Source organism: Undibacterium sp. Ji83W (assembly GCF_049340385.1).
GTDB lineage: Bacteria > Pseudomonadota > Gammaproteobacteria > Burkholderiales > Burkholderiaceae_D > Undibacterium.
In genome coordinates, this window is sequence record NZ_JBMPOZ010000004.1 from 14,005 (window position 1) to 37,648 (window position 23,644).

Sequence of the window (23,644 nt, forward strand, 5' to 3'; positions counted from 1 at the left end):
TTGTTAGTCTCCAACAATTTAGTCATTAAGAGGTCCAAATGAAGACAAAGAAATCAAACAAGACACCACCTAAAAAGAAACAAGAGGCTGCCAATTTCATTAAGGTCACAAAAGGTTCACTGACAATAGGCGGCGTAGTTGCCATCGTTATAGCTGCTGTAGTATCGACTATATTGGGCACTATTTACCTTTTACGCCATGAGCAGAGAGAGAACCAAGATCAATCGATGCCTGTCGCACAGTTTTCTGCAACTACATTTGGAAGCAACAGTCCGGTAATTGGTGTGGCAAAAGACGCGTCCATTACTTATGAAACGAAGGATCACAAATGAAATTGCATATTGCCGGGACGGCAGCTTTGACTTTCTGGTACACGTTGTCTTGCAGCGCACAAACTCTCAAATCAATGGGTGACAATTCTCCAGTATTTGCAACAGTTCAAGGTAATGTGGCTATTTCTTACGAAATTGATCAAAGCCATAAATCTTGGATCAGCATCATTCAACCTGCCACTTCCATGAAGCTTAATGCTTTACAGAGACACCAAGACGCACTATTACTCACGCAGAATCCGACAACAGTGAAAATCGCAGGGATTGAGTTTCTGCAATGGTCTGATGACACTGAAAAATTTATGATCATCAGATTCCGTAACATTGGAAAACTGCCTGCCCATAGAGTCGAGTATGGCATTACAAATCAAAAAATTGCCGGTCGAATCAACAAAATCCAGTTCTTGAAAATCCTTCATCAAAAAACTGTCCCGAAAAACTTGAGGCTTTATGACGGCATCGAATCCGGAGAAGATATAATTACCCCTCTCATTAGCATTTCTGACTTGCGGAAATATCTCAATGTCCCGAGAGATTACTGCATAGTTGCACCTCGGGTTCTTGACAGTTCAGATACCTATCCAGTACTTCCCTTTAAGCCGCAAACAGAGCGTCCAGCCATAGATATGCTACTCCCAATAGCATATACATACTGGTCAATCTTTGAGCAGAAATATATTATTAACAGTCCCATCGCTATTGTTGCAGTACAAAGAGATTCACTCGTCCTCCCAGAGCCCGGTGCTAGTGCGTCGTACACCAGATGTATCGACTGACGTAGTCAGTCAACATCCGCGACTCACAATTTGGTAGCGATACAAAATCTGGCAATCACTCCTGAATAAATTCAGAGACACCAAATTTTAACGATAAATTACAGCTATTTATATGATGTGCTATGCGTTTTTTGTGAATTAAAACTTCAAAGAAGATGACTCATTGGTGGCAAGTCATGCATGAAAGCATCATTCTTCCATTGACTGTCCATTGCGGTTGTGCGATGAATAAATGCGTTGCTAACATCATCTGAAGTATCAATTAATTGCCGTAGTAACGCGAAATTAGCGCTTTGTTTTTCGTCCCATAAAATTTTACATTTTAGAAGATCGGATAAAGAATTCTCTTCTACAAAATTTTGATATTTCCCAAGAAAGCCGGTAATTACATCCGCTAATTGGATTCCTGGCTCCGACTTAGAGTCGGAAAAAGAAAATTTAATCTGACTTGAAACATTTTTGAAATTACTACCGTTCAAATTATTTTCAATTTGAAATTCATGGTCGAATATATGAGTTGCATTCTTAAACAGCATTATGGGTCGAATATAAAAACCACTAAAGCTTTTAATTAGCATGCCTTCCTCTTCGTCAACCAAGAAAATCAGTTCTGCTAATTTCTCTGATTTGCGAATTAATTCTTTCAGCATCAGAGTTGAGAGGTTGTCATTTTCTGTGCTGTGGATATCAAGGAAAGCAGCGAGATCCATTATAAAGTCTGCGCTTTTTCCAGGTTGAATGTCAGGATAATGATGTGCCTTCAGCATTGCTAAGAACGCAGAAATATCAAGGTTTGCTACTCTATAAAGTTCATTCTTAAGAGGCTGACGGTATTGTTCATAAATTGCAAACTTCGCTTCAGCTAAGATAGAGTCAATAATGTCTACTATGGCCCAATAAATAATGTTCACACTGGAATAGTGAATAAAGATATCGTTTTCGATAATCCAAGATAAGACTATATTTAACTTGTATGACGACAAGACTTGTTCGAAATCGCCTTTGGCAATATGGGAAAATTTTATCTCGGGCGCATTTAATTGCATACCTAACTTAGAACGCAAAGAGCTGAAATCGGGGATTGATTTACCTTCTTCAAGAACTATTCCGCCAAGTATGAAATTTTTATATTCTGCAACATTGGCACCTGTATTGGTCAGATAAAATTTGCGAATATTATTGGTCTCATCGTAGTAAAAAGTGAATTTCTCGTCCACTCTACGGAGCTGAAACATTCTGACCATCATTTGCCTCTGTTGCTCTAAATTTGTTTTCATGAATATCTTCCGTTCGTAATTGTAAGAAGTTCTAAATATTGAATATTGCCGGAAATCAAACAAAAGATTTGAAATTTATGTCTCACTATTAAGTACCCGAGGGCATGCATTTAATCATTCTTTCAGGTACCGACAGAATCGTATTGATTGGCTAGACTACTATTTACATTCAAAACTAAGGCGATTCAATGAAATCCAATAAACCACATGACCCTCAGCAGATATGCGAATTAATTCTCGTAGAAGACAAACGCTACAACATCGAAAGAAACATTCTACCTAGCGAAAATGAAGTCATAGACCGCTTACTTGCTCGAGGGCAGAATTAAAAGACGCATACAGTGAACTTTATAACAAACTGCACCAATTTCATCCTGCACTAAATGTATTTCTCGGGCTACTTCTCAGCACAGCTGCATTTTGGAACATAGAGAGGATCGCGGAGGCAAGAGCAGCACGAAAAGAATTGAATATGGTCAATAATGAGATCGCAAAGAAAGCCGCAGAATTAGCTGAATTGATGAGGCGTCGTGACGACTTAAACAATACAACTGGTTTTAGTAGTAACACGCATTACAGCATCTGTGACGTAATAAAAATCGCGTCAAGGAATAACTCAAGGTTCGCCGTCTATGTTGAAGAGAAATTAGATATTTTAAGGACTCAATTCGACCTGAAATACTGGCCAACGATAGCTGAATGCGTAGAAGAACTCGCAAACAACGCCGAAGCTGCTAGTCCCAAAGCTTCGGATCGCTTGACTGCGGTTGCCACAGATGCAGTGCGCCCATCCCTAGCAGATTTTGTGAAGGCATTTTTTGAGGCCATCAATGAAAGCACTTCACGCAACTACGGCCATTTTCCCAGTGACTTTAAAGTTACGGATAATTCCCTCGCATCACTTGTAAACTGTTCATTGAATCTTAATCCCGAAGACTTCGTAGACGGTCCATACATCAAGCGGCTTCGTCAACGCCGTAATGAAGGTAAAAAAGAAAAGGGGGACCGACTAGAAATTAGGTAGACCAGATTTGATCGAACACCCACTGTCAGCTAGGTTCGATCACGCTTAAGTCTGCGTCCATCCGGAAACCACCATTCCGTTAGATGAGTCAAGTCCTAAGCTTCATTACAAACGGAATCGTGTGCTGGCGAGTTGCAAACTTAGCGCATATAGACTTGGACAGATCTTTTCCAGCTTGCGTGTGCTCTGCAACTATACATGGATGCACGTTCGGCATCTACTGTAGGGGGTATTGGGGGATGCTTGAAGAATCATCGTTATAATTCCAAGCGCACTTATCACAGTAGCAAAAAAATCTACACAATGGTCATCTCAGCTATTATAAGAGTATGGAAAAATATCTTGACCTAAACCGCAAGTTTGGCCACCTGATCAACTACTCATCGTACGAATTTGACGCGCTGGGCTTGCGAACAAAACGCCTTTCTTGGGAGCAAGTTCTCAAAGGGCGATATTCAGTCATTGTTGGCCGTGCTAACTTCGGTAAAACATCGGAATTCCGTGCGAAAAACCAGGCTTTCCGGGAGAAAGGGAGAGCTTCAATTTTTGTCGCATTGCACAGAGTCTTGAGTGAAAATGTCTTTGTAGATGCGCTGGAGACAGCGGAGAAGGAAGCTTATGATGCCTGGAAACAGAATCGCGGCGAGCTGGTCATTTTTGTCGATTCTCTCGATGAAGTAGCGCTCGCATCGAGAGATGGCATTTCCAGGGCATTGAGAAAGGTATGCAATGCAGTGGGGGCTGGGTCCGACGTCAGATGGGTTCTGTCTGCCAGGCCTGCAGTCCTGACGGACAGCGTTCTGAATCTGCTGCAACAAGAATTGCGCACGACTTTGTTTAAAAAAGGTGAGCAGTCAATCGAAGAAGCGTTTACCGACGAGGAATCGGAAGTTGGCAATGAGCCTCAGGCAAACGACTTCGCCAGAAATAATGGCGTCGGAGAGGCAGATGCAAAGGGTAAAGTCGAGAACAAGATTCTTGAACAGGATCAGTTGAAAATTTACGTGTTGCACCCATTAGACCGAGTTGCCGCTAGCCTTTACCTTCGCGAGCATGTCGGCATGCTCGAACCAAAGGAAACAATTCTGGCAGCCCGACGATATGGGCTGGCTCGTATGATAGATAGCCCAGGCGGACTTGATATCCTGGGGTATATCGACCCTGTTAAAACTCCTCCGCAGTCCCTTACTACGGTATTCGAACAGATTTCGGATGCAATTCAGGAACAGCAAAGAACCGACCCGCGTGAAGCGCTACTTGATGATGCAGAGCCGGAAGCCTTTAAAGAAGCGATTCAACGTCTGGCTGCCGCGTCAATGGTTTGTGGCTTGCCAAACATCGAGCTCTCTGACGCCGCCCTACAGTTTCAACCAGGGGTGCTTTCCGCGCGCCCCATCCTTGCACCAATGCTCCGTGAAGCATCCTTGAAGTACCTACTTGGTTCACGATTCTTTATAGATGCGGGACAGCAACAGGTGAAGCTTTATCCGGACGAGTTGTTCCCGTTCTTGGCTGCGAAGCGCCTTGCTGGCTTGGTGAAATCGCCTAACCATGCCCGGCTATTGCTTGACAATTTTTCCTGGAAGGCGCCGACTGGCGAATGTGGTGTCAATCGCGAGTTCCTAACGTTAGCTGGCTGGCTCTCAGTGTTCAGCACGCATTGCCGTAAGGTGCTGCTCGACACTGAACCTCAGGCAGTGGCGTTCTTCGGTGATTTGCGTTACCCAGGTGTATCCATGCATGACGCTACGACAGCATTAGAGCGGTCGATTAAACGATTGGTAGACGACGGTGATTCACTCGGGCGCAGACACTTCACCTTAACTACAGAGAATTACTGGCAAGGGATGAAGCCCGGTCTTGCACCAGTCCTTGAGCGCCTCTATCAGAAATATAGTAGCGACATCTCCGCTAGAGACGCCCTCCTTGATATTGCTGGCAATGCCGCCTCGGATATTTTCCGCGACACTGTGCTTGATGCTGCGGGACAGGATTATGAAAAACTGCTCGTTGACCAGCTTGGTCTGAATTACATCCTGTCTCTCGGCCAACAGCATGACTTTGACGCCTTAGCTACTGTTTTGCTCAAACAACCGGCACTACCTGAAGATCGTATCGCGACTGTGGTTAGCCATATTGCGTGGCGTTCGCTTAACGCAAAGACCATCGCGCTGTTGGTCGTCCAGCAATTTGAACGCGGGCGCGGAGGGTACTCACTCGACTGGGCATTGACCAGCATGGTCGCGGAAAACGCGAGTGAAGTCGAGCTGTACAGTCTTATTCGTTCACTCACAGTTCATCTCATCAATCGCGAGATCAAGCGTGGGCGAAGTTCCGAAGAATTTAGGTCAGACCAAAAATTTGTTGAGTTAGTGCTGGATTTGCTGGCCGTACTCGTCGAACGTTCAAGCGTAAGTGTGACGAAGACGGTGAGGCTGTGCCTAGTTGTAAACCGATTTATGGTGAAGAACTATTCCGGAAGTGCTGACCTCGCCCAGCTGAATAACTCCCTGCGTGGAAACAAGGTCGTGCGCTTGGCATTTCTTAGAAGTCTGGTTCATCTAACCGATAAGACATCTGCTGGAATTATGGATGGAGTGTTTCAGTATCATTCTTTGTACCCACTGGTCGATGGGGATGAGCTTGAGTTGAATGAACCTAATTTTACGCAATTGGTTGAGCGGTGGAAGAAAAGTGCCGAGAACCAGAGACATAAACCAGGGTCCGCCAGACGAAAAGAACAATTGGTCGACGAAAACTCCAGACGGGTAATGGTCGAGAATCTGGAGGGAATTCGGCAAGGCAATGATGACAAGACGCTTGCGTGGATCGGTCTGCAGCTATCTAGGACGATTCGAGAATCACGATACGGTGAGTGCAATTTTTCCGCGTTCAGAGAAGCTGCGGGTGACCAAATTGCCGATGCTATCTGCACTGGCCTCAGCAAGCTTTGGCGTCAACGAGATCCGCTGTCGAACGAAACCGAGCCGAACTCAACCTTTAACTTAACCGTAGCAGGGTTGCAGGGTCTCTTCCTCGACCTCGGTGACGGTGCCACCTTGCCTGTGTTAGCCAAGGTCGAGGTTCAGCGGGCCATCCGCTATGCGGCATTTGAAATCAGTGGCTACCCAAAGTGGTTCTGGAAGTTGGTCAAAAACTATGGTGAAATTGCAGTTGTGGAGTTGCTGCATATGTTTACTAATTCCGGACGTGGGGCGGTATCTATGGCTCACGCGGAAACTCTAGTTCGGAATCTCGACGATGCGCCTTCCGAAATACAGCGCCGACTTGCTCAAGCGGCTTGGGACTTTGTGCGTCGAACTCCATCAGTCGGGGAGTACACTGTAAAAATGGCGCTTAAAGTTGCCGCAGCCAATGCCGTCATCGAACAGGCCGACCTCGAAAGTGAGGCACTACGCCTAATGGAGAAAGCGTTTGGCGAAGAGATGCCAGCAATAGCAATAGATAATTTCGTATTCAATACAGATGCAGAACAACAGGCTCCACAGCAGAAAATCAATGAGCTCATGCGATTGCGCAACAACGCAGTCACGTGGGGCGGACTTTGGTTGTGCACTTACCCGAGAAGCTTCAGCGAGGCTTGGCAAAATTGGAGTGATGCAAATAAGTGTGATGCTCAGGACTTCATGTTGTCATTAGCGGTGGAACTCGGAGAGGAGCGCGGTGCGCGCTTGATGCAGGTTACTGATAAAGGTAGTGAAGGGTTTGAGGTCCTGAAAAAACTGTATCACTGGACGCATTCGATTATCAAGATTGCAGATGACCCCGAGCGTGAGAGATTTAGAGTTTATTCGCCAACACAGAGGGATCATGCCCAGGCACTCAGGGATGCCATCGTGCCGGCGATATCATATGCAAAGTCAGAGAAAGCGTATCAGATTCTTGAAGAAATCCGGTTGTCTTCCTCAGGCACCACTTCCAAATATTTGCGCTACATGCAGTTCATGATGCGTGAGGAGCAATATCCTCGAAATCAGATCGAGCAACGTGCCTACATTGAATTTGAACGGAACCTCGCATCGAAAGTATCTTCGTACATTAGTTTCGCGATGGCGGTGGAAAATGATTTGTTGACGGTGAAAAGCCAAATCGAAACGGGCGACTTTAGCCTTCGCAGGTTCTTCAATGGCATAAATTTTGATCGAATCAAGACCGACAACGATGGCCTCGCCCTAGAGGATGACTTCCAGTCGCTATTGGGCAGTGAGCTAAATCATGCGAGTCGCGGTAGGTACTCTGTGGCACTCGAATCTGTCCTACCCGGAGGTACGAGGCGCGACGTCTTGTGTCAAATGGACGATTACAAGGCCACCATTGAGCTGAAAATGTCCGAGCGCTGGACGGTCAACGATTACATTGAGGCATTGGAGAGACAGTTGCAGGGCCAGTACATGATGGCCGAGAATTCAAAGATCGGCTTTTTCGTGATTGTCCTGCAGAAGAAAACTAGGACGTGGAAATTACCTGATGGGAAACGAATTGGGTTCAACCTGTTGCTTGAACATCTTCAAAAAAGGGCGCGTGACAAAGAAGCTACAGATAGTGCTCTGTTCCTACGTGTTATTGGGATTGATGCATCTACGAAAGTAGACTTCCGTCAAGAGCACGCTGCGAATGCTGGTTCCGCTAAATACGCCATTGAAAAGGGTAATGAATGGTCTGGGCGTGGGTAAACAAAGGTGAAAAAGGAAGTCTTGCTTCTAAGGTAAGGAGGCAGACTATGTATGTTGCTTTGTGATAACGAAGGCAATAGGACATATTCTCTTAGGTGTAGGTTCCGGAAATCTCCGCCTTAGTAAATATTGATTTCTGTCAATCTCTGTCGTAGGGAATAAGATGAATTTAAGTGAATACAAGAAGCTGGTGGATGAGCATCTCACCACGGCTTCACAAAATATCGGACAGTTTTCTAATTCCCAATTAATTGACGACATCCGCAATTGCTTCTCTCAAGCGAAGTCTAATGAGGCACTAGCTCTTATTCGGAACCTACTTCATCAATTGGCTCTTCAACATCTTTGCGATCAGCAGCCTCTGCAGCCATATCAGAATATTGCCCAGGCATTGCGCACAGCATTAATTTCATATGGGACATCAACAAAAGAGGAGGTTGACTGGCATTCAGGAGTAGGTGCCGCCGTTCGCTATCACTTAAAGGTTCCTCCGAGTCTGCCAGACGATCAGAAACTTTTAGCTGATGCTCGTGCGCAGATTATTTCGAAGTCTGTTCTTGGTCTAAGAGCTTGCGGATATAAGATTCTTCTTAAATCTTCGGGAGAACTGTATATGCCAAAATCAGATGCTGCGCGCTTGCAAGAAGATATTGATGCACTAGCAAAAAAAATTGGTGGCGATGCATTGATGGCTACGGCATTGGCTAATATCGAACCAACATACAGCGCAAAAACAGATCGATTCAATTTAGGGAGAAGTGGGCAACAAGTGCGCCTTGATGCTGTCCCCCAGCTTCCATCGGCATTCCTATTTCAAATGGGACTGAAGTTTTTCCACTGCAAACAAGTCCCTGGCGTTGGACACGCAGAATTTTCTGAGCTCATCAAGTTGCTTTCCTTTGCCGTTGGCATACTCGACTTAGAATCTGACAGTATGTTCGGCCTGATATTCGCTCGACCTGAAGATATTTTAGAAACCACTCGCATTTCGTTGCTGTACGATGCCACTTTTTGCCTTACACAGGCCAAGCCAGCGCATGTGAAAGTTTTTCTCGATTGGCTGCTAACCAATGAGCAGTTTTCTAGTTTGACCTGCGAGGATGGTTTTATATCTTCACAAATTCTATCTACAACCAGGCATATTTTGCAAGAAACACTATCTGGTTGTGTGGGGATTCAAATAATTTCTGCTGAATTGCTAGCAAAGTTGACTGGTTTAGATATACATCTTACAAAACGGTTGCTTACTAACGTGTTCGCCCATCCATATGGCAAAGTGAACGAAAAGCTCATTTTTCCTCTACAAGATAGTAAAGTCGACTCAGCTTTTCGTCCACTTCTTACTGACGCGCAAGGTTCGTTTCTTCGTCTTCCACGCAATATTGCTGCTCGAGCAACCATGAATGCGGCAATAAATTGGTGTCAAAACGCATGGCCTGACAGCGAAGGTTTTCATGAAGCCTTAGGCTTGGCTCTAGAGCCGTTTGTTCGCGATCAATTCAAAGCTCGAGGTGTTAAATTCCAATATGGAGAATATGGTAGTAAATCGGATAAAGGTGAATGTGATCTGGTCATCCAAACTGATTCACATATTGTTTTTTTCGAACTCAAAGGCAAAGTTTTAACCAGGCAATCTAGGTCGGGCGATGTTGTTAAGGCACTTGAGGACTTAGCCGACTCACTTGCCCGACCACAAGCACAGGCTATGGAGCGACATGCCTTCTTAAAAGAACACGGAGCTATGGTTTTAGAATCGGATGAGGGCTCTTCAATCATTGAGCTTGGTTCACGGGAAGTTCTGAAAGTTTCCGTTACCAGAGGAGAGTTGCTAAGTCTTCATGATCGCCCATATCTTCAGCATTACTTAATCGCAGGATGTCAGCTGCGATTTGAAACATTAAATCCAAAAGAGCAAAGGAAACTCGACCCACTTCACAAATGGTTCGACAAATTCAAGGATGCAGCAAAGCGTGCGGGAGAATATGATCTATCAGCTCGATTCCCCTTTAGTAGATGCTGGAGCCTTTCATTATTTCAAGTATTACTTTTATTAGAGCGTACTACGAGCGCGGACACCTTCGTCAAGGAACTTCTTAGAACAGCCTACACGAGCACGCCAACTCGGGATTATTATGCTACCTATGAATATTTATTGTACCTCGACACATTGAAACCATCTGCTAAAGACGTTATCTAGTGGTAAAAACTACGTGACCGAAAGAGTCAAGCGCTAAGCTATACAGGACAATCGCATACAATCTGTTGATATTGCTATGAAAGTCAATCGATTCGTGGTGCGCAAATAGATAGCTTATACTTGGCTCAGTGCGAAAAAAATAGGCGGTGCAATACGGGGAACATGAGATGACTTAACAATTACACGAACAAACGTCGGGATGAAATCAATATCGGCATATCCACAACTTAGGGAGAATTTCACAATGTTGGATACCAATGCCTTGCGCGATAACATGAACGAGCCACTTCAGTAGCTAAACGAGGAATTTTAAATCCCGCACCTCGCATTGAATCACTTTTTGATAAAAGCGCACTAAAAGCATCGCGTTCTTGTTTACCAGAGTCTTTATATAGCAAATGATCAGCACACAGTTGTAAATAAAAGGAAAATACATCCATTTGCGCTGTAGGTAAGCGAACTGTTTTTAATACACCTTTAACGTTGTCCACCACCTCACAATGCACTTGAAAATGCTCAAAAATATTTTCTGAAAATTCACAAAAACTCTTCATTTGCGCATGGAACGCAGGATGCCCAAGTTCATCATGTGCGAAATCATAATGAGCTCCGTACACGTGAAAAAGTTGCTGGCCCGAATATCTGAAATATCCAACTTCTGTCGCGAACGAGTGCGTGTTTAATAGCGTTTTGTCACCCGTTGCGGGTCTGGACACTGTAATTCGTCCGCGTGCTACAACATACAACTCAGTTTTAATATCGTCCGCGCGTTCTGGAAGATTAAAAACTGCCGGCTTAATTTCAAAATTTATCAATCCATTTTGACTATCAAAATCTGGCTGAAATATCTCCCAGCCATCACTCGGCTTAACCAAAGCAGAAGGTTTGAGAATATTCAAGGCGGCAATAACTTCATCCCATTGCGCTACCAATTGCTGCAAAATTTTAGGAATTTCTTTGCTCATATCTATCCGTTGCTGGTTAAATTCCCAAAATGGGAGCCCATTCATCATAGAAGTCACGTTCTATGCGGCTTAGGCGCGCCCCTTGGGGGATCCAGCTGCTCGCACCAATAGAACAATCGGAGCGCTGACAAACAGTACGGCTTGTAAACGGGCACAGAAATCCACCAGCAAGTCCGTCACATCTTTTACAATCGTGCCGGGTGAGTACGACGTCCAAGGATTTTTCCAATATTGCTCGGTTTAACTCACCTTGTGTACTCGCACTAAATTTCTCGTCTAACTTTGAGCTTTCTTGATCTAAAAGATCATCAACTTTTGACAACCAAAAATAATCCTCTAATCCTGAGAACGGTCCGTCATATTTTGTAGCTTCAAAAAAAGTTTGTAGTTTCTCTTTGTCGGTTTCGTCAGTAGCTATATATGCGGATAACGCACGGAGAGAAAGTATTGGTCCAGGATATCGTAGGACTGCGTTGAGCAACAGGTGGCCAGCAATATATCCAAGTAACGTTTTTTTATCCTGTTCAGTTGGGGATTTATTTTCAGGTGCAGTACTCATCACCTTTTCCAAAATCGATGCATTTGTTGCCCCAACACGCACAGCGTATTGAGAAAACTGGCTTTCAAGTTCACGAACGTTCAGCAGCTCAGCTAATAGCGCTGCAGGGCTGCGTCTCGTTTCAAGTACCGAAGGTTTGTTGGCGATTGCTTGACGTATATCACGAAATCCCTTAAACACACTCGCGACAAAATGGGCAGCATTTTCATTCGTGGGAACTCTCAGCTCAAAAAGATTTGGTTCTTTGGGCAAATTACCTGGGTTACCACGTGAAAAATCTCCAACAGGGATATATTTCTGCTGACACCAACCTACAATACTCGATCCAAATAATCCAGTTTGCCCTTGTCTAGTAAGGTCATAGTCGGTAACAACCAAAATTGTTTCATCGGTTACTAACTCTTGAAATTTTTGAGAAGGGTCGTCATCCTTACTCGGTACCCATGTTTTGATTTCAACCTCATCGTTGGTCAGTTCCGCACGCAACTCATCTTCCAACTCTTTCAGGAGAGTTTGATTATCGTCAATTAAGAGTATTGATAACATTAATCTGATCCTTCTAAAGGTAGTCGTAAGTGAACACAAGTTGAAAATCCAGCAGGCGGGTCAACTACTTCCACTTTGCCACCATAGCTTTCTGCCCCTCTTTTTATCAAAGCCATGCCCAAGCCCAATCCAGATCCCAATGGATCTCTGTTTGACGATGTGGTCGTAAAAAGAGGCTCAAACACCCGCTTCCTTAATGAGCTTGGTATTCCTATTCCCGTATCAGCAACCTCCAAGTGATGCCAGTGTTGGTCATTCCAGGCACGAAAAGTAATTTTTCGATCGTCTGCACCAGATTTTGCCGTAACTGCCTTTATCGCGTTTGTGAACAAATTCAGGGCTATTCCGTTGTATAGCGAAACCGGTACTAAAGGTGCCATAAGCTCACCATCAATCCCTATATCAATTTCAATATGCCTGTCTGTAGCATATTTCCCGAAAACACGAATCACTTGCTGTAGCCTCGGGCGCACAGGATAGGGTCTCGTAGGCCGAACAGACGCGCCTTGAATATATCCTTGAGAGTATGTGACGAATTCACGAAGGCTAGCAAGGTGCTCGCTAATGCTATTATGCATTTCTTTCAGGCTTGGATCACTGCGCGTGAGAGTCAGAATTTTTCTTTGAGCTTTTTCCAATTCATTTAGCGCAGTCCCAAATTCGTGCGTCATAAAACCAGCAACAACACCAAGTAAGCTCATAACTTCCAGCGTCTCTTCACGCTGCCGTGCTTGCTCTTGAAATTTTTCCGCTGTGACCTGCGTTTGTGCCAGCGTTTTTACAATACGAACTTTCTCGTCGCGGCTAATATTTGGATTAGCTCGAATTTCGCGAATCGCTTCGTTGGTTTCGTTCTTAAGTGTGTTAAGTAAGCTTTCCTGTTTAGCACGATCCATTTCGAGCTGAAGTTCTCGATCGCTCGCGGCTATCGCTTCCACTGCACCGCGTATTAAATCTGTCAATTGCCGAAAAGTCTCATTGTCGACAAATCCCTCTCGATCAGCTGATGCAATAAGGCCTTCGTCATCGATAAGCGCGTCCTGACTGCGTCTTCCCGCTACTTGTACAACCCCAATCAATTGCTGTGAATACGGCATTCGCAGCATGTAATTTAATTTTGTTGAGTTTCTTGTTTGATCATCCATTGGGAAATGCTTCTTCGCAATAGAAGATCTCGGCTCCCTACTCCTTTTGACAGCATCTGCAGATAAACTTAACCAGTCATCTCCTTCTGTACCATATGGATGAACGCGAAATGTTCTATCAAATACAGCCACTCCTGAGTTTTCTTTGACCCAGGTTTTGGCAATTCGCCCATCAACAGGCATATTGATAAATGTGCCTTTGCGTTGCGGGAAAAATCGAATATCAGCGAAGAGTTTACCAATGTTGCTTTCGTAATTATCTACAATTTTCAAATTTGGTGAGGTTTCACCATTTCTGTAAACTTCAAGAGTCAACAGGTTTTTCTCAAGACTGACTTTTGCTCGCAAAACAAAATGATCTAATATTTCTAGTGATAAATCTCGATTCTCAGCATCAACAGATGGCAAAAATTTGAGTGAAAATCCTGGATCTTCTGGCCTTTTATCATTTCGAGCTTTGGATTTTTTTGCCGCAGTTTTTTGTAGAAGAGCATGAAAAGGTGTAACCACATCAATAGATGCAGTTCGGACCTTATAGTAGTTTATTTGATTTGTGCTTGGCCTCAAACGAGAGATGATAAGGCGCGTTCCATTTGCTACGTTGTCTTCAGCTCGATGTAACCGATATGGAACCTTCACCTTCCCTATGTCTTCATTTTTATCGAATTCTGGCCAATTAAAATTCGCAACCAAATGTGTTTTAAATCCCAAATTTGGATCGTCTGCGATTGACTCAAGACTTAGTTCCCGCCCCAAAAATCTTACAGCAAATCGACCAATCCCTTTTTCGCCAGTAATGACACGCTCATAGATTTTACTATGTCGCTGGGACTCTTTTGAACTAGTACCTATGCGCATCCACCCATTTGTGAAGTTTTCCAATGTCATCCCATGACCATCATCGCTCACAGAAATACGAGATCCGGAAATATGCTCGATGACACATCTAGTCGAATCAGCATCGTAAGAATTTTTAATTAATTCGAGTATGGCAATCTCAGGTTGCTTAACAAGCCTTTCACCCAGCTCTCGAATTACTCGACTTTCAATGGTAAAACCTAACGTTCCTTCTGCAAGTATTTCGGATGCTAGTATAGGCATTGTCATGGCTTTGCAACCTTACCGAATTTGATTGTTTCAATAATCGTGTTTAGCTGATTAATTTCTATTTTCTTCAGCCCATTAGAATGTGGAACAATACTGCCAGACAAATCCATCGATCTCAGGGCCTTTACAAATTGAATGGATTTTCTCTCGGAAAGTCCGTATATCCCACAAACTCCACCTAGAGCACGAACTCCGAACTTATTCAAAACTGTCTTAGGAGAATTCCCAGTAAAGCCCGTAGATATCAGAATTGCGGGAGTATCAGGCATTGTAAATTTCCACCAAATATCTCTTGAAAGACAAGTGCTCGTTTGATACTTGTCTGGTGACACATTATCTAAATAGGCTTGCAAGCGCGAAGATGGCTTCTTGTCTGTGCGAATAAGCCAGCACTTCAAACCAGCCATCTGAAAGTTTTTTCTAAATTCATTCTCGGTTAATGAATTAGCCGTGTCTTTCATGCATTTCAACGATGTAACGCAAGGGACGACATCATCTCCAACACGCAGCCCCATATGAACGCGCTCCCCCTCTGTGAGAGTTAGTACTTCTTGAGTACCAGGGCTAAGTCCCCGCTTAGCATAAGGAGAGCCTTTGGGCAGGGTAGAACGTTTCGAATATGCGATAACGCCAGATTCACCGCCACTTGCGGTTGATAATTTCTCGTAATTTCCTGACGTATTCTGTTCAAAAAATTCCCAAACACCGTCTTTCCGTTTTTTATCAATAATAGTAATTGATGATGTAGTGAGCACTCGGTGGAAAGTATCGTCAAGAAGACGATATACATTAACATTCCAACCCTTCTTTTTGATGTACTCCCTTAGAGCTCTTGATGATGGTCGGGAAACCCATTCGTAAGGAATGACGATAGCAACTAATCCATCATCTGAGGTACTCGCAATAGCCAGGAGAAAAAAATACTGCCAAGCGTTTGAAAGCCCAGAAATAGTTACGCCTGTTCTTTTTGCCAAGGTGGCAGAAACTCGCTGACGCCAGCCTATTGGCAAGTCCTGATTGCGGACATAAGGCGGGTTCCCCAAGCAAATTTGAGCATCGGTGACCTCATCTTGAAACGCACATTGGTTTATTAATTTAGCGTTGACAGGTAATTGAGCCGACTTGCATCGACCAGAGTCAATTTCATATCCAATGTATTCCTCATAAATACCACCGTGAGAAAATCTGCCATCACCAGCTCCAAAATCCACTACTTTCGAAACAGATTTACGGGAGCGTTTTATATGGTCCCAGACTGTCGTCACAATATCAGAAGGAGTATCTACCTGGCAGCGATCCAAATATAGATTGACTGCATCGTTGGAACCCCATTCCTCAGCTAGAAGTTGAAGATTGTTGCAGTTTTCTAATCTGGTCTCTGTTCTAAGATTCATCAGCCATCATTCTTGTTTATCGCCTAAGCAAAATTTATTTTTAATAAGGCATACATATTAACTTTTTTGCTGCTAACTGAAAACAACTCCAACGTATAAATCTATAACCTATGCGTGAATTAGGGTTCTTTAAATTAATTCGAAAACAAATTATTGATCTATATGATTTTTGGCAGCAAGAACACATACTCGGCTCTCTCACCAATTAAGTATGGCCTTGCATTCAAACGGTGTGTTCCGATTTCCCAGATTATTAGTTACACAAAATACTATTATCATAATCACGTATCTAAAGGTGACAAGATGCAGTAAGAAACTTGTATTTCTAGCGATTTCAACACAGGCACTTCTTTAGTCAAATTTAGCAAGCGCAAATGTGCTGTTTTGAAAAAATATTTCTTCAAAAAAATTATTTTAAGCGCAACATGCGCTAATGTTTATTCGAAATAGATAATACCTAAATAATAACAAATAATCTATTATTCCTGCAAAAGAAAAGCCATTTTTGACTCCCTCAATTGTCAGCAGAGAAGGTAATGAAAATAAAGCCGGCTCGCCTCTACTAACATCCAAACTCCCTGATGAATATTCATTAGATGACCGCCATTTCCAAAACATAAATATTTCCAAAAATCTATTGCCTGGCAAAGGACATTGGGTCAGTACGTTCTCCAAAGCGAAATGGCTTATATGTGATCAGTCAACTGTACAGTTGGATTTAGGATGACGTTTTCATATGTTAGAGCTAAATGTGCTCCCATAGGACCACTTTGCAGACACTGTCAGAGACAATTTCTACTACCCCCTCATTATGATTACTTTTTTTGCATATCCTGGGGACTCAATAAGCTCTAATTATTCTTTCATAATCTCAATGCATCGATGCAGGAGGCGACATCTATCAAACCAGCATCTTTCTTTATTTGACCGGCACGGATCCGTACAGATTCGAGGTGTATTGGCATATTCTGTCGAGAAGGGAAAACAATGCGCGGCTGATCAGGTTCAAGTTTGTCCCAGTCATCAATAATGAACCCCAAATACCATATGAGATGTGCTACTGGACTTGAGTAAATTCCGTTTTCAAATAGCTTTGGAACCCCCGCGCTGTCATGAGCTTGATTTCGACATCTGTCTAACGCATGCTCAACATCATCAAATGTCCATTTGCAAATCTCTGCTAATGTGCCCAAGCCAAGCGCCGTCATCAAAACAATAGTCCGGTCCCTGGCCAAACAAAATCGATTTCCTCGCGCCAGAGACGCGTTCTTTATCTGCCGGTCAAACTCCTCAAAAAACAATATCGTTTCTTCCACAGTGTAGATACTTCGCGCAACAGGGATTGTTGCATCAATAGCCTTACCCTCTGTAATTCCGATCGTTTTCTTAACAATGTTTTTTGAGAGCTGCACATCCCGATCTTGAAGGTGATCCCGAATATTAGCGATCTCGTCTCTATTAGTACGATAGCGGAAGCGACACAAAGATTCTCTGACTGCGCGATAAAACCAGTATGGAAGGTATGGCTGATCAATCAGAACGGTTGATTCGCTCAACCCAGCGTCTCTGCAGATACGAGTAAATCTCTCCGGCCAATCTTCCGTCAGCGTCAATGACATGCAGACAGCCTGGTGGCGGCAGCGCAATGGCATATTTTCAAATGGTGGGCGAAACTGGATAGTCAGATTTTCATCAAAGTCGATACCCTCTGATTTCATTGCCTGAATTAACCTCTTGCCCGTTCGAGGGCGAATCAGTAAGCTTACAATTTGACGCCAACCTTCAAAAAAGTGGAATGAATAATTGTGAGGACCTGTGTCAAGGGTAAGCAAATAACCATCTTCGAAGTCCTGCAACAATTTCTCTAGAAGAGAAACATCACAATGTGGATTTGAGGAATATTTCATTCCTTCCGTCTGCGCCAGGTCAAAGCCGCAGTGATAGCACTGAACAGCAGATGTCTCCGAGCGACCTCCAAAATTTTCATAAAAACTACCGATGACCGGCATACCGCATTCAGCACAGTGGTCATTCAAGATCATTTTATGCTTGGGACAAATGGTGCAAAAGGCCAGGCGCCATTGAGTACGAAAATAGGGGATGGGGTCCGTCTTGAGACATTCAGAACAAAACGGCAACCCAGTTTTCACTTTACTTCGTAGATTGCCCGGTGCCGGCAACAGCAAGTTTCCCCATCCCACCCTGGGTAAAGACTTAAAAACTTTACCCTCATATTTCTTAAGAGTCATTCCCTCAATCGCTGCGACGCTACATCCTGTTTTATCAGCTAGGTATTGAATAAATACACTGTTGGGAGCCCGGTCAATATCAGGTTCAATAGTGAATTGCTTTAATTCTCTCACAACCAAAAGTAGCTCTCTGAGCGAGATGCCGTGGTTCAGCGCCACACGACGCAGGTAGGAAGACAATAATTCGTCATCGAGTGGGAGGATACGAAGTGGCCAAACCATTCACAATTATTAAGCAAAATACCTATCTTCAACCTCTTTGGGAATACGCCACCCCATCTTACGGAAAGTGTTTTCGTGGATATACTCATCCCCAGATACGATTGCGTATTCAGATGCGATTTTCAGATAATCAATGATATGCCCAAAAAGACCACCAGTTTCGTCAAAAATACGTTGAACAATCGACTCATTAAGTAAATTAGACTGTTTTTTCAGTGGACAGGTTTCTTGCCATGACTTGATTACTGCCACGACATATTTCAAATCATCTTTATCGTTGATATGCCAACGCTTAAGCTCCAGTCGATGGAAACGATTAGATAATTGGGGGTCGGACGCAAATGCATTACTAGCCTCAGGGATGCCAGCAGCGACAATAGAAATACGAAGGCGGTTTCCTATCAGTTTTATTTGATCTCGCAATTCCCTTTGTTGCCGTCCAGATCCGCGGACAATGTGCTGAATTTCGTCAATAATTAAAATTCTTACACCAATACGTCGATAAACCTTTTCTATCTGCGCCATAAGTCGAGTAGGATTAGCGCCAACAGAAAACGGCGCATTCACAGCAATCAGCATCTCTTGCAGCAACGCCTGGGAAGTTGTAGTTGTTGGGGCATCAAACATCACGACTGGCCGAAAATCTGCGTCCAGCCTGCTGTCAAGTATTGCCGGATGCAATTCAAGAGCAAAGCGATTTAATAAACGCGACTTCCCTGACATTGACTCGCCAATGAGCTGCAAATTAGGCATACGATCAATCCTGGCATGCTGGTATAAGCGTTCCATATGGCTAAGGACAGCGTCCCCGCGCGGGTAAGTATACCAATGGTCTCTTTGAATCAACCTTATTCGGTCTTTGTCTGGGAGAATTGCATCTATGCGAGCACTTTCGCTGGTGAGGTGATTCAATTCCATCTTAAAATTTCCCGCTGACATCAGGCAAATCATTTAAATCAGGCAACTTGAAGCTAGGTGTTTCCACATTCTTGACTTCAACGTCTGCAGTTGTTGTTCTACGTTTTGTATCTCTATGCTTCTGGTCGTTTTTTAAGGCCTTTTTCTTGGACGGTGCTACGGACTTCACATTTTTCGTTTTTTCGATTGCATCTGAAATGATGGCGCGCTGTCTGTTAATCGAGTCATAGACTTCATGTTGAGCTGGCTTAAAAACACCTTTCTTCTGAAGCGTCTTTCTTTCGGCCTTGAACTGAGCTCTTGATGCCACAACTGCCGCAGTATATTTGGAAGGAACCCGGAACCACTTCTTCACTTCAGGATCAAAAAAATAGACTGCACTTATATCTCTGTCGTCAACTTTGAACCGATACAGTGGACTTTTTTTAGGGTTACTCTTATCTCGCCTTCCTAGCCATGGGTACAAGGCATCTGACCAATAAATTCGGCCATCAATGTTAACGCCAGCATTCTGAATCGTCCTTTCTTCTTCCGGCAAAAAATCTATTTTTACGCGCTCAGCGTCTGTTCTTCTGGGTGGCAGGCCTCTAATCATGCCGTCCTTGGGACGCAGAAGTCCATTTTCATAACGCAGTAAAGGAATATCCTTGTCGATGCCGGTATGTTCCGTATGGTGGTATTTGTTAATTTCCTCAAGTAACCAACGTTCCAGTTCGAGCATGGTCATCGATGCTGTCTTTTCAGGATTAAACTCTTTGGCCTTATCTGGCTTGTTTGTTGTAGCACCTGGCAATATCCGGAGCCTCTTTGCAAAAGTGCCTATTAATCGCTCAATATGACCACCGTACTGCGGTTTTGCCACAGGCCGGAACTGATGCTCAATGCCATATTCTTCAAAGGACTTCCTTATCCTTTCCCCCCGAAAATCAGCACCGTTATCAGTGTGGATTATCTTCATCACTCCCCAGACTGGCCATTGGATAGGCACATCTAATTTCCTCAGGAAGTCTTCTTTTGGAAGAATTGCATGGGCGATACAGGCACCAACTGATGTGGCAGAAGGGTGTTCCAATGTCAGGTAATAGCCCACAATTACCCGGCTGAATACATCAATTGCCAGGGTCAACCAGGCGCGATAAATTGGCTCGCGCGTAATATCGTGAACGACGATGACGTCGACAACGGCATGATCAATTTGCACAATCGCCAATGGATACAGGGCACGGATCGTATTTTCATTGGAATGATCAAATCTCGCCTCTGCTGCTTTTCGTCCCTTACGTGCTTTGAACAGTTCTTTTTGATTCGTCCAGTCGACTCTGAGCCGGAATGTACGGATGCAAGGAATTGGCAATCCCTTTGCATTGCAGATCGCCTTTACGGATGCATGGGCTTGAACAATCCCCGGTTCGCTTAGTTTCTCCAGGCCAAAGAGTGCTTCTGCGATGATGTTTTCAACTTCCTGATCCAGACGGCCACGACCACGGCCTCCTGGGCGGCGAGTCGGTAAGAGCGAAGATAATTTTTGGTTAGTCAGGTATTTATTGCGCCATCGGTACACCATTGCCAAAGTAAATCCCTCATCGGCAGCAGCTTTAGTAGCGATTTCCGTCCTGCTTCTCGCCGTGGAGAGCAAGATTTTGACCAGTTTCAACCTTGACCTTGCAATGTCCCAGTCAGAATCGGGAATTACATCAAGATCAACATCAGGAGAAATAATTTCTTCCGGAGGTTTTTCCTTGGGCACGCTTGAAAGTGCAGAGACGTCGACAATTTTGGTTTCCCTGCGTTCGCCATGTAAAGACCGGATAAGGACTTCAACGAGATTATTGAATCTCAGAATAACCCAAATTTTGTTTTCATAAAATACCTCGCTCCCCTCCAAAAGACTGAGTACGGAGTCCGCCTTGATTTCTGAGTTCTCAATCTTCGTCATAATTCTCAGTGAAGAATGAGGCGTTCAAATTGATCGGTTGATTCCAGTCTGTCATCAGCGCCTTATTGGCGACCATGGCCCAAAAAATGGCAGGGAAAGTGGCTAATTCTGATGTGTCAGCAGCGAATTGTTGAAAGATTTCTGTTCCAGTCATTACACCACCCTGGGCGTCAATGAATTTGATGACCACCTGCTCTTGGGAAGTTTGGGGTACGTTCAGGTATGTATAAAGGAAATCTGCGTTCTCAAAGAACGGTCCTTGAATATCGTCCTGCGTCTTGACCGAGAAGGCCCAGCGTTGCTTCTGGCTATACAGTCTAGCGGCGGCAAATTTTTGTTCGTACGTTTCTTTATTTTTCTCCAGCTCTTTTTTCTCCTTGATCTCTATCAAGGTTGGTGGAGGTATGACACTGTCTACGTCTGGATGGTAATAAACGATGAAATCGGGTGTGTACCTCGACTTACGCGACCCGTTTTCATTGCTTAACTGATAAGGTATTGTAACTGGTTGCCCGACATAACGATCGACGGTGTCGTCAAACTCTAGCAACAACATATAGTTGCGTTCCAGCAAGGATTCATATGGAACCATTTTGCCGTCGTTCTTCTTGCTGGGGAAAAGGCCTGACACTCCGTTATAGCGCCGGGGTATTTTACGAGCGGGAGAAGTAATCATAGAACGGGGTTCCAGAAGTTTATACTTTACTTATGTATTAAAGCATATAATTATCTCCAACTTGCGTAATTTTTATACTCACTTATGTAAAATTATGGTCAAAAATGGTCGTTTTTTATACTTATCTTATGTATGTTCATAACATCATAGCCCGCTACCAGGACAGGATATCCGGCCCCCTGCTTGACCGCATCGACATGCAAATCCAGGTCGGTGCCCTGCCCCATGCTGATTTGCTCAAGCAAGCCGATGGCGAAGCCAGTGCCAGTATACATGCGCGGGTAGAAACTGCCTTTGAACGGCAACAACAGCGTCAGGGCAAGGCCAACAATCTTTTATCAACCACAGAAATTGATCTGCACTGCCAACCGGATGAACAAGCGGGGCAACTCTTGCGCAATGCCATGACCAAACTCAACTGGTCAGCCCGCGCCTACCACCGCGTATTAAAAGTCGCCCGTACGATTGCCGACCTGGCTGGCTCTGTGCATATCACGACGTCGCATGTGGCTGAGGCTATACAGTATAGAAGGGCGCTCAGGGATCAGTAACTCTGTCCGTGGCATTGAAATTATCATCGCCATGACCAAATAAGGGACAGCATTATTGTTTCGTTCAACAGGAGTTGACCATGTCCCCGCAAGAAACCCAGGTTTTACAAAACTTTCTCGATCAATTGGTGAAAGTGCAAGACAGCAATAAGGATGTGCAGGCGCTCAGCCTGATCAATGAAGCGGTTAGCAAACAGCCGGATGCACATTATCTGCTGGTGCAGAGAGCTTTGCTGCTGGACCAGGCTTTGGTGAGTGCCAACCAGCGGATTGCCAGTTTGCAAGCTGAAGTGCGTGAATTGCAAACGCAGAGAAGCGCTACACCCGCCAACAACTTTCTCGACCCTGCCACTACTGGCTGGGGGAATAGTGTCAGCAGCCGGGCTCAGCCTGCGGCGAGCTATAGCGTTACAGGTAGTGCCTTACCACCGCCTTTGCCAACTGGCTATATGAATGCGGCGGCCCCTGTAGCTGCTCCAGCGTCCGGCTTTTTTGGTGGTGGTGCTGGCAATGTACTTGGCACGGTGGCAGCCACAGCTGCTGGCGTTGCAGCTGGAGCTTTTCTGTTCCAGGGCATAGGGCATTTGATGGGCAACCAGGGTAACCAAAATCACGCAGCGAGTGCTGACAGTTCTGCGGCGCAACTTAATCAGGGCGGAAGTGACTTGATACCCGGTTATTTTGATCACCCCGCAGAAACTACGCCAGCCGTCGACACTGCCAGCTTCGACGACGGTGCTGATGATATGCTGGATCTGGCTTGAGCCAGTTTTGAATTAAGCCTGTGACATGCCCCGGAATACTCTGGGGCAAATTTGTAAGTAACAATCTCATCACGAAACATAGCGCTGTGTAACAGCCTGATTTACCTGACAGATCTCAGCCTTCCCCATCCTCCTGCCTGCGGATCTCGCCCGCCCTGCTCAATGATGCTCTTTCGTGCTTTTATGGCATGTCGATTGCTTCTCTCTGCTGTTACAGCACGTTACGAAAATTTCATGAAATAAGTTCATACTGCGTATCACAATTCAGCACCGAAAGCGTTGTATGCTGATACTTATGCGTAAGGGGAAGAC

Annotated in this window: 15 protein-coding genes and 1 pseudogene; 7 read left to right on the forward strand and 9 right to left on the reverse strand. The window is 44.5% G+C overall.

Annotation, left to right across the window (positions count from 1 at the left end):
* The first annotated feature begins 38 nt into the window (after nt 1-38).
* Together ACO0LD_RS09140 and ACO0LD_RS09145 are read left to right on the forward strand one after the other, a co-directional pair.
* Entirely contained in the window at nt 39-332 is a 294-nt protein-coding gene (locus tag ACO0LD_RS09140; protein WP_423005943.1) for a hypothetical protein, read from the forward strand.
* Nucleotides 329-1,108 (forward strand): hypothetical protein, encoded by a 780-nt coding sequence (locus ACO0LD_RS09145; protein ID WP_423005945.1) that lies wholly within the window; start codon nt 329-331, stop codon nt 1,106-1,108. The genes ACO0LD_RS09140 and ACO0LD_RS09145 overlap by 4 nt, the downstream gene beginning before the upstream one ends.
* A 146-nt stretch (nt 1,109-1,254) precedes the next feature.
* Here the strand turns inward: ACO0LD_RS09145 and ACO0LD_RS09150 are convergent, their stop codons facing one another.
* A complete protein-coding gene (locus tag ACO0LD_RS09150) occupies nt 1,255-2,385 on the reverse strand; it encodes a DUF3800 domain-containing protein (protein WP_423005947.1) in 1,131 nt (376 codons plus the stop codon).
* A 472-nt stretch (nt 2,386-2,857) separates the two neighbouring features.
* Between ACO0LD_RS09150 and ACO0LD_RS09155 the strand changes: the two genes are divergently transcribed.
* The 3 genes from ACO0LD_RS09155 (at nt 2,858) to ACO0LD_RS09165 (ending at nt 10,300) form a co-directional block, all read left to right on the forward strand.
* Nucleotides 2,858-3,409 carry a hypothetical protein gene (locus ACO0LD_RS09155; protein WP_423005949.1) on the forward strand — a complete coding sequence of 184 codons (552 nt, stop codon included), beginning with the start codon at nt 2,858-2,860 and terminating at the stop codon, nt 3,407-3,409.
* 329 nt (nt 3,410-3,738) lie between these two features.
* Nucleotides 3,739-8,103: a hypothetical protein gene (locus ACO0LD_RS09160; RefSeq protein WP_423005951.1), complete on the forward strand. Its 4,365-nt coding sequence runs from the start codon at nt 3,739-3,741 to the stop codon at nt 8,101-8,103.
* A 163-nt stretch (nt 8,104-8,266) separates the two neighbouring features.
* Nucleotides 8,267-10,300 (forward strand): hypothetical protein, encoded by a 2,034-nt coding sequence (locus ACO0LD_RS09165; RefSeq protein WP_423005953.1) that lies wholly within the window; start codon nt 8,267-8,269, stop codon nt 10,298-10,300.
* Between the two features lie 239 nt (nt 10,301-10,539).
* On the opposite strand, the gene ACO0LD_RS09170 is transcribed toward ACO0LD_RS09165, so the two are convergent.
* The 8 genes from ACO0LD_RS09170 to ACO0LD_RS09205 form a co-directional block, all read right to left on the reverse strand.
* Nucleotides 10,540-11,265: a hypothetical protein gene (locus tag ACO0LD_RS09170; protein WP_423005955.1), complete on the reverse strand. Its 726-nt coding sequence runs from the start codon at nt 11,263-11,265 to the stop codon at nt 10,540-10,542.
* A gap of 16 nt (nt 11,266-11,281) precedes the next feature.
* The gene (locus ACO0LD_RS09175; protein ID WP_423005957.1) at nt 11,282-12,370 is read right to left on the reverse strand and encodes a hypothetical protein; all 1,089 of its coding nucleotides are present in this window, start codon (nt 12,368-12,370) and stop codon (nt 11,282-11,284) included.
* The gene (locus ACO0LD_RS09180) at nt 12,370-14,622 is read right to left on the reverse strand and encodes a sensor histidine kinase (protein ID WP_423005959.1); all 2,253 of its coding nucleotides are present in this window, start codon (nt 14,620-14,622) and stop codon (nt 12,370-12,372) included. The genes ACO0LD_RS09175 and ACO0LD_RS09180 overlap by 1 nt, the downstream gene beginning before the upstream one ends.
* Nucleotides 14,619-16,016: an Eco57I restriction-modification methylase domain-containing protein gene (locus ACO0LD_RS09185; protein ID WP_423005961.1), complete on the reverse strand. Its 1,398-nt coding sequence runs from the start codon at nt 16,014-16,016 to the stop codon at nt 14,619-14,621. Before ACO0LD_RS09185 ends, ACO0LD_RS09180 begins: the two co-directional genes overlap by 4 nt.
* An 863-nt stretch (nt 16,017-16,879) precedes the next feature.
* Entirely contained in the window at nt 16,880-18,487 is a 1,608-nt protein-coding gene (locus ACO0LD_RS09190) for a TniQ family protein (RefSeq protein ID WP_423005963.1), read from the reverse strand.
* Between the two features lie 9 nt (nt 18,488-18,496).
* On the reverse strand, nt 18,497-19,405 hold the full coding sequence (locus ACO0LD_RS09195; RefSeq protein ID WP_423005965.1) for a TniB family NTP-binding protein: 909 nt from the start codon (nt 19,403-19,405) through the stop codon (nt 18,497-18,499).
* Nucleotide 19,406: 1 nt separating this feature from the next.
* Nucleotides 19,407-21,341, reverse strand: coding sequence for a transposase (locus tag ACO0LD_RS09200; protein WP_423005967.1), 1,935 nt, complete (start codon nt 21,339-21,341; stop codon nt 19,407-19,409).
* Complete coding sequence (locus ACO0LD_RS09205) at nt 21,328-22,017, reverse strand: Tn7 transposase TnsA N-terminal domain-containing protein (RefSeq protein WP_423005969.1); 690 nt, start codon at nt 22,015-22,017, stop codon at nt 21,328-21,330. The genes ACO0LD_RS09200 and ACO0LD_RS09205 overlap by 14 nt, the downstream gene beginning before the upstream one ends.
* 146 nt (nt 22,018-22,163) lie before the next feature.
* On the opposite strand from ACO0LD_RS09205, the pseudogene ACO0LD_RS09210 reads away from it, so the two are divergent.
* Nucleotides 22,164-22,568 (forward strand): annotated as a pseudogene (locus ACO0LD_RS09210) (ATP-binding protein); the annotation flags it as partial.
* An 80-nt stretch (nt 22,569-22,648) separates the two neighbouring features.
* Nucleotides 22,649-23,332 (forward strand): DUF2076 family protein, encoded by a 684-nt coding sequence (locus ACO0LD_RS09215; RefSeq protein ID WP_423005971.1) that lies wholly within the window; start codon nt 22,649-22,651, stop codon nt 23,330-23,332.
* Nucleotides 23,333-23,644 lie beyond the last annotated feature (312 nt).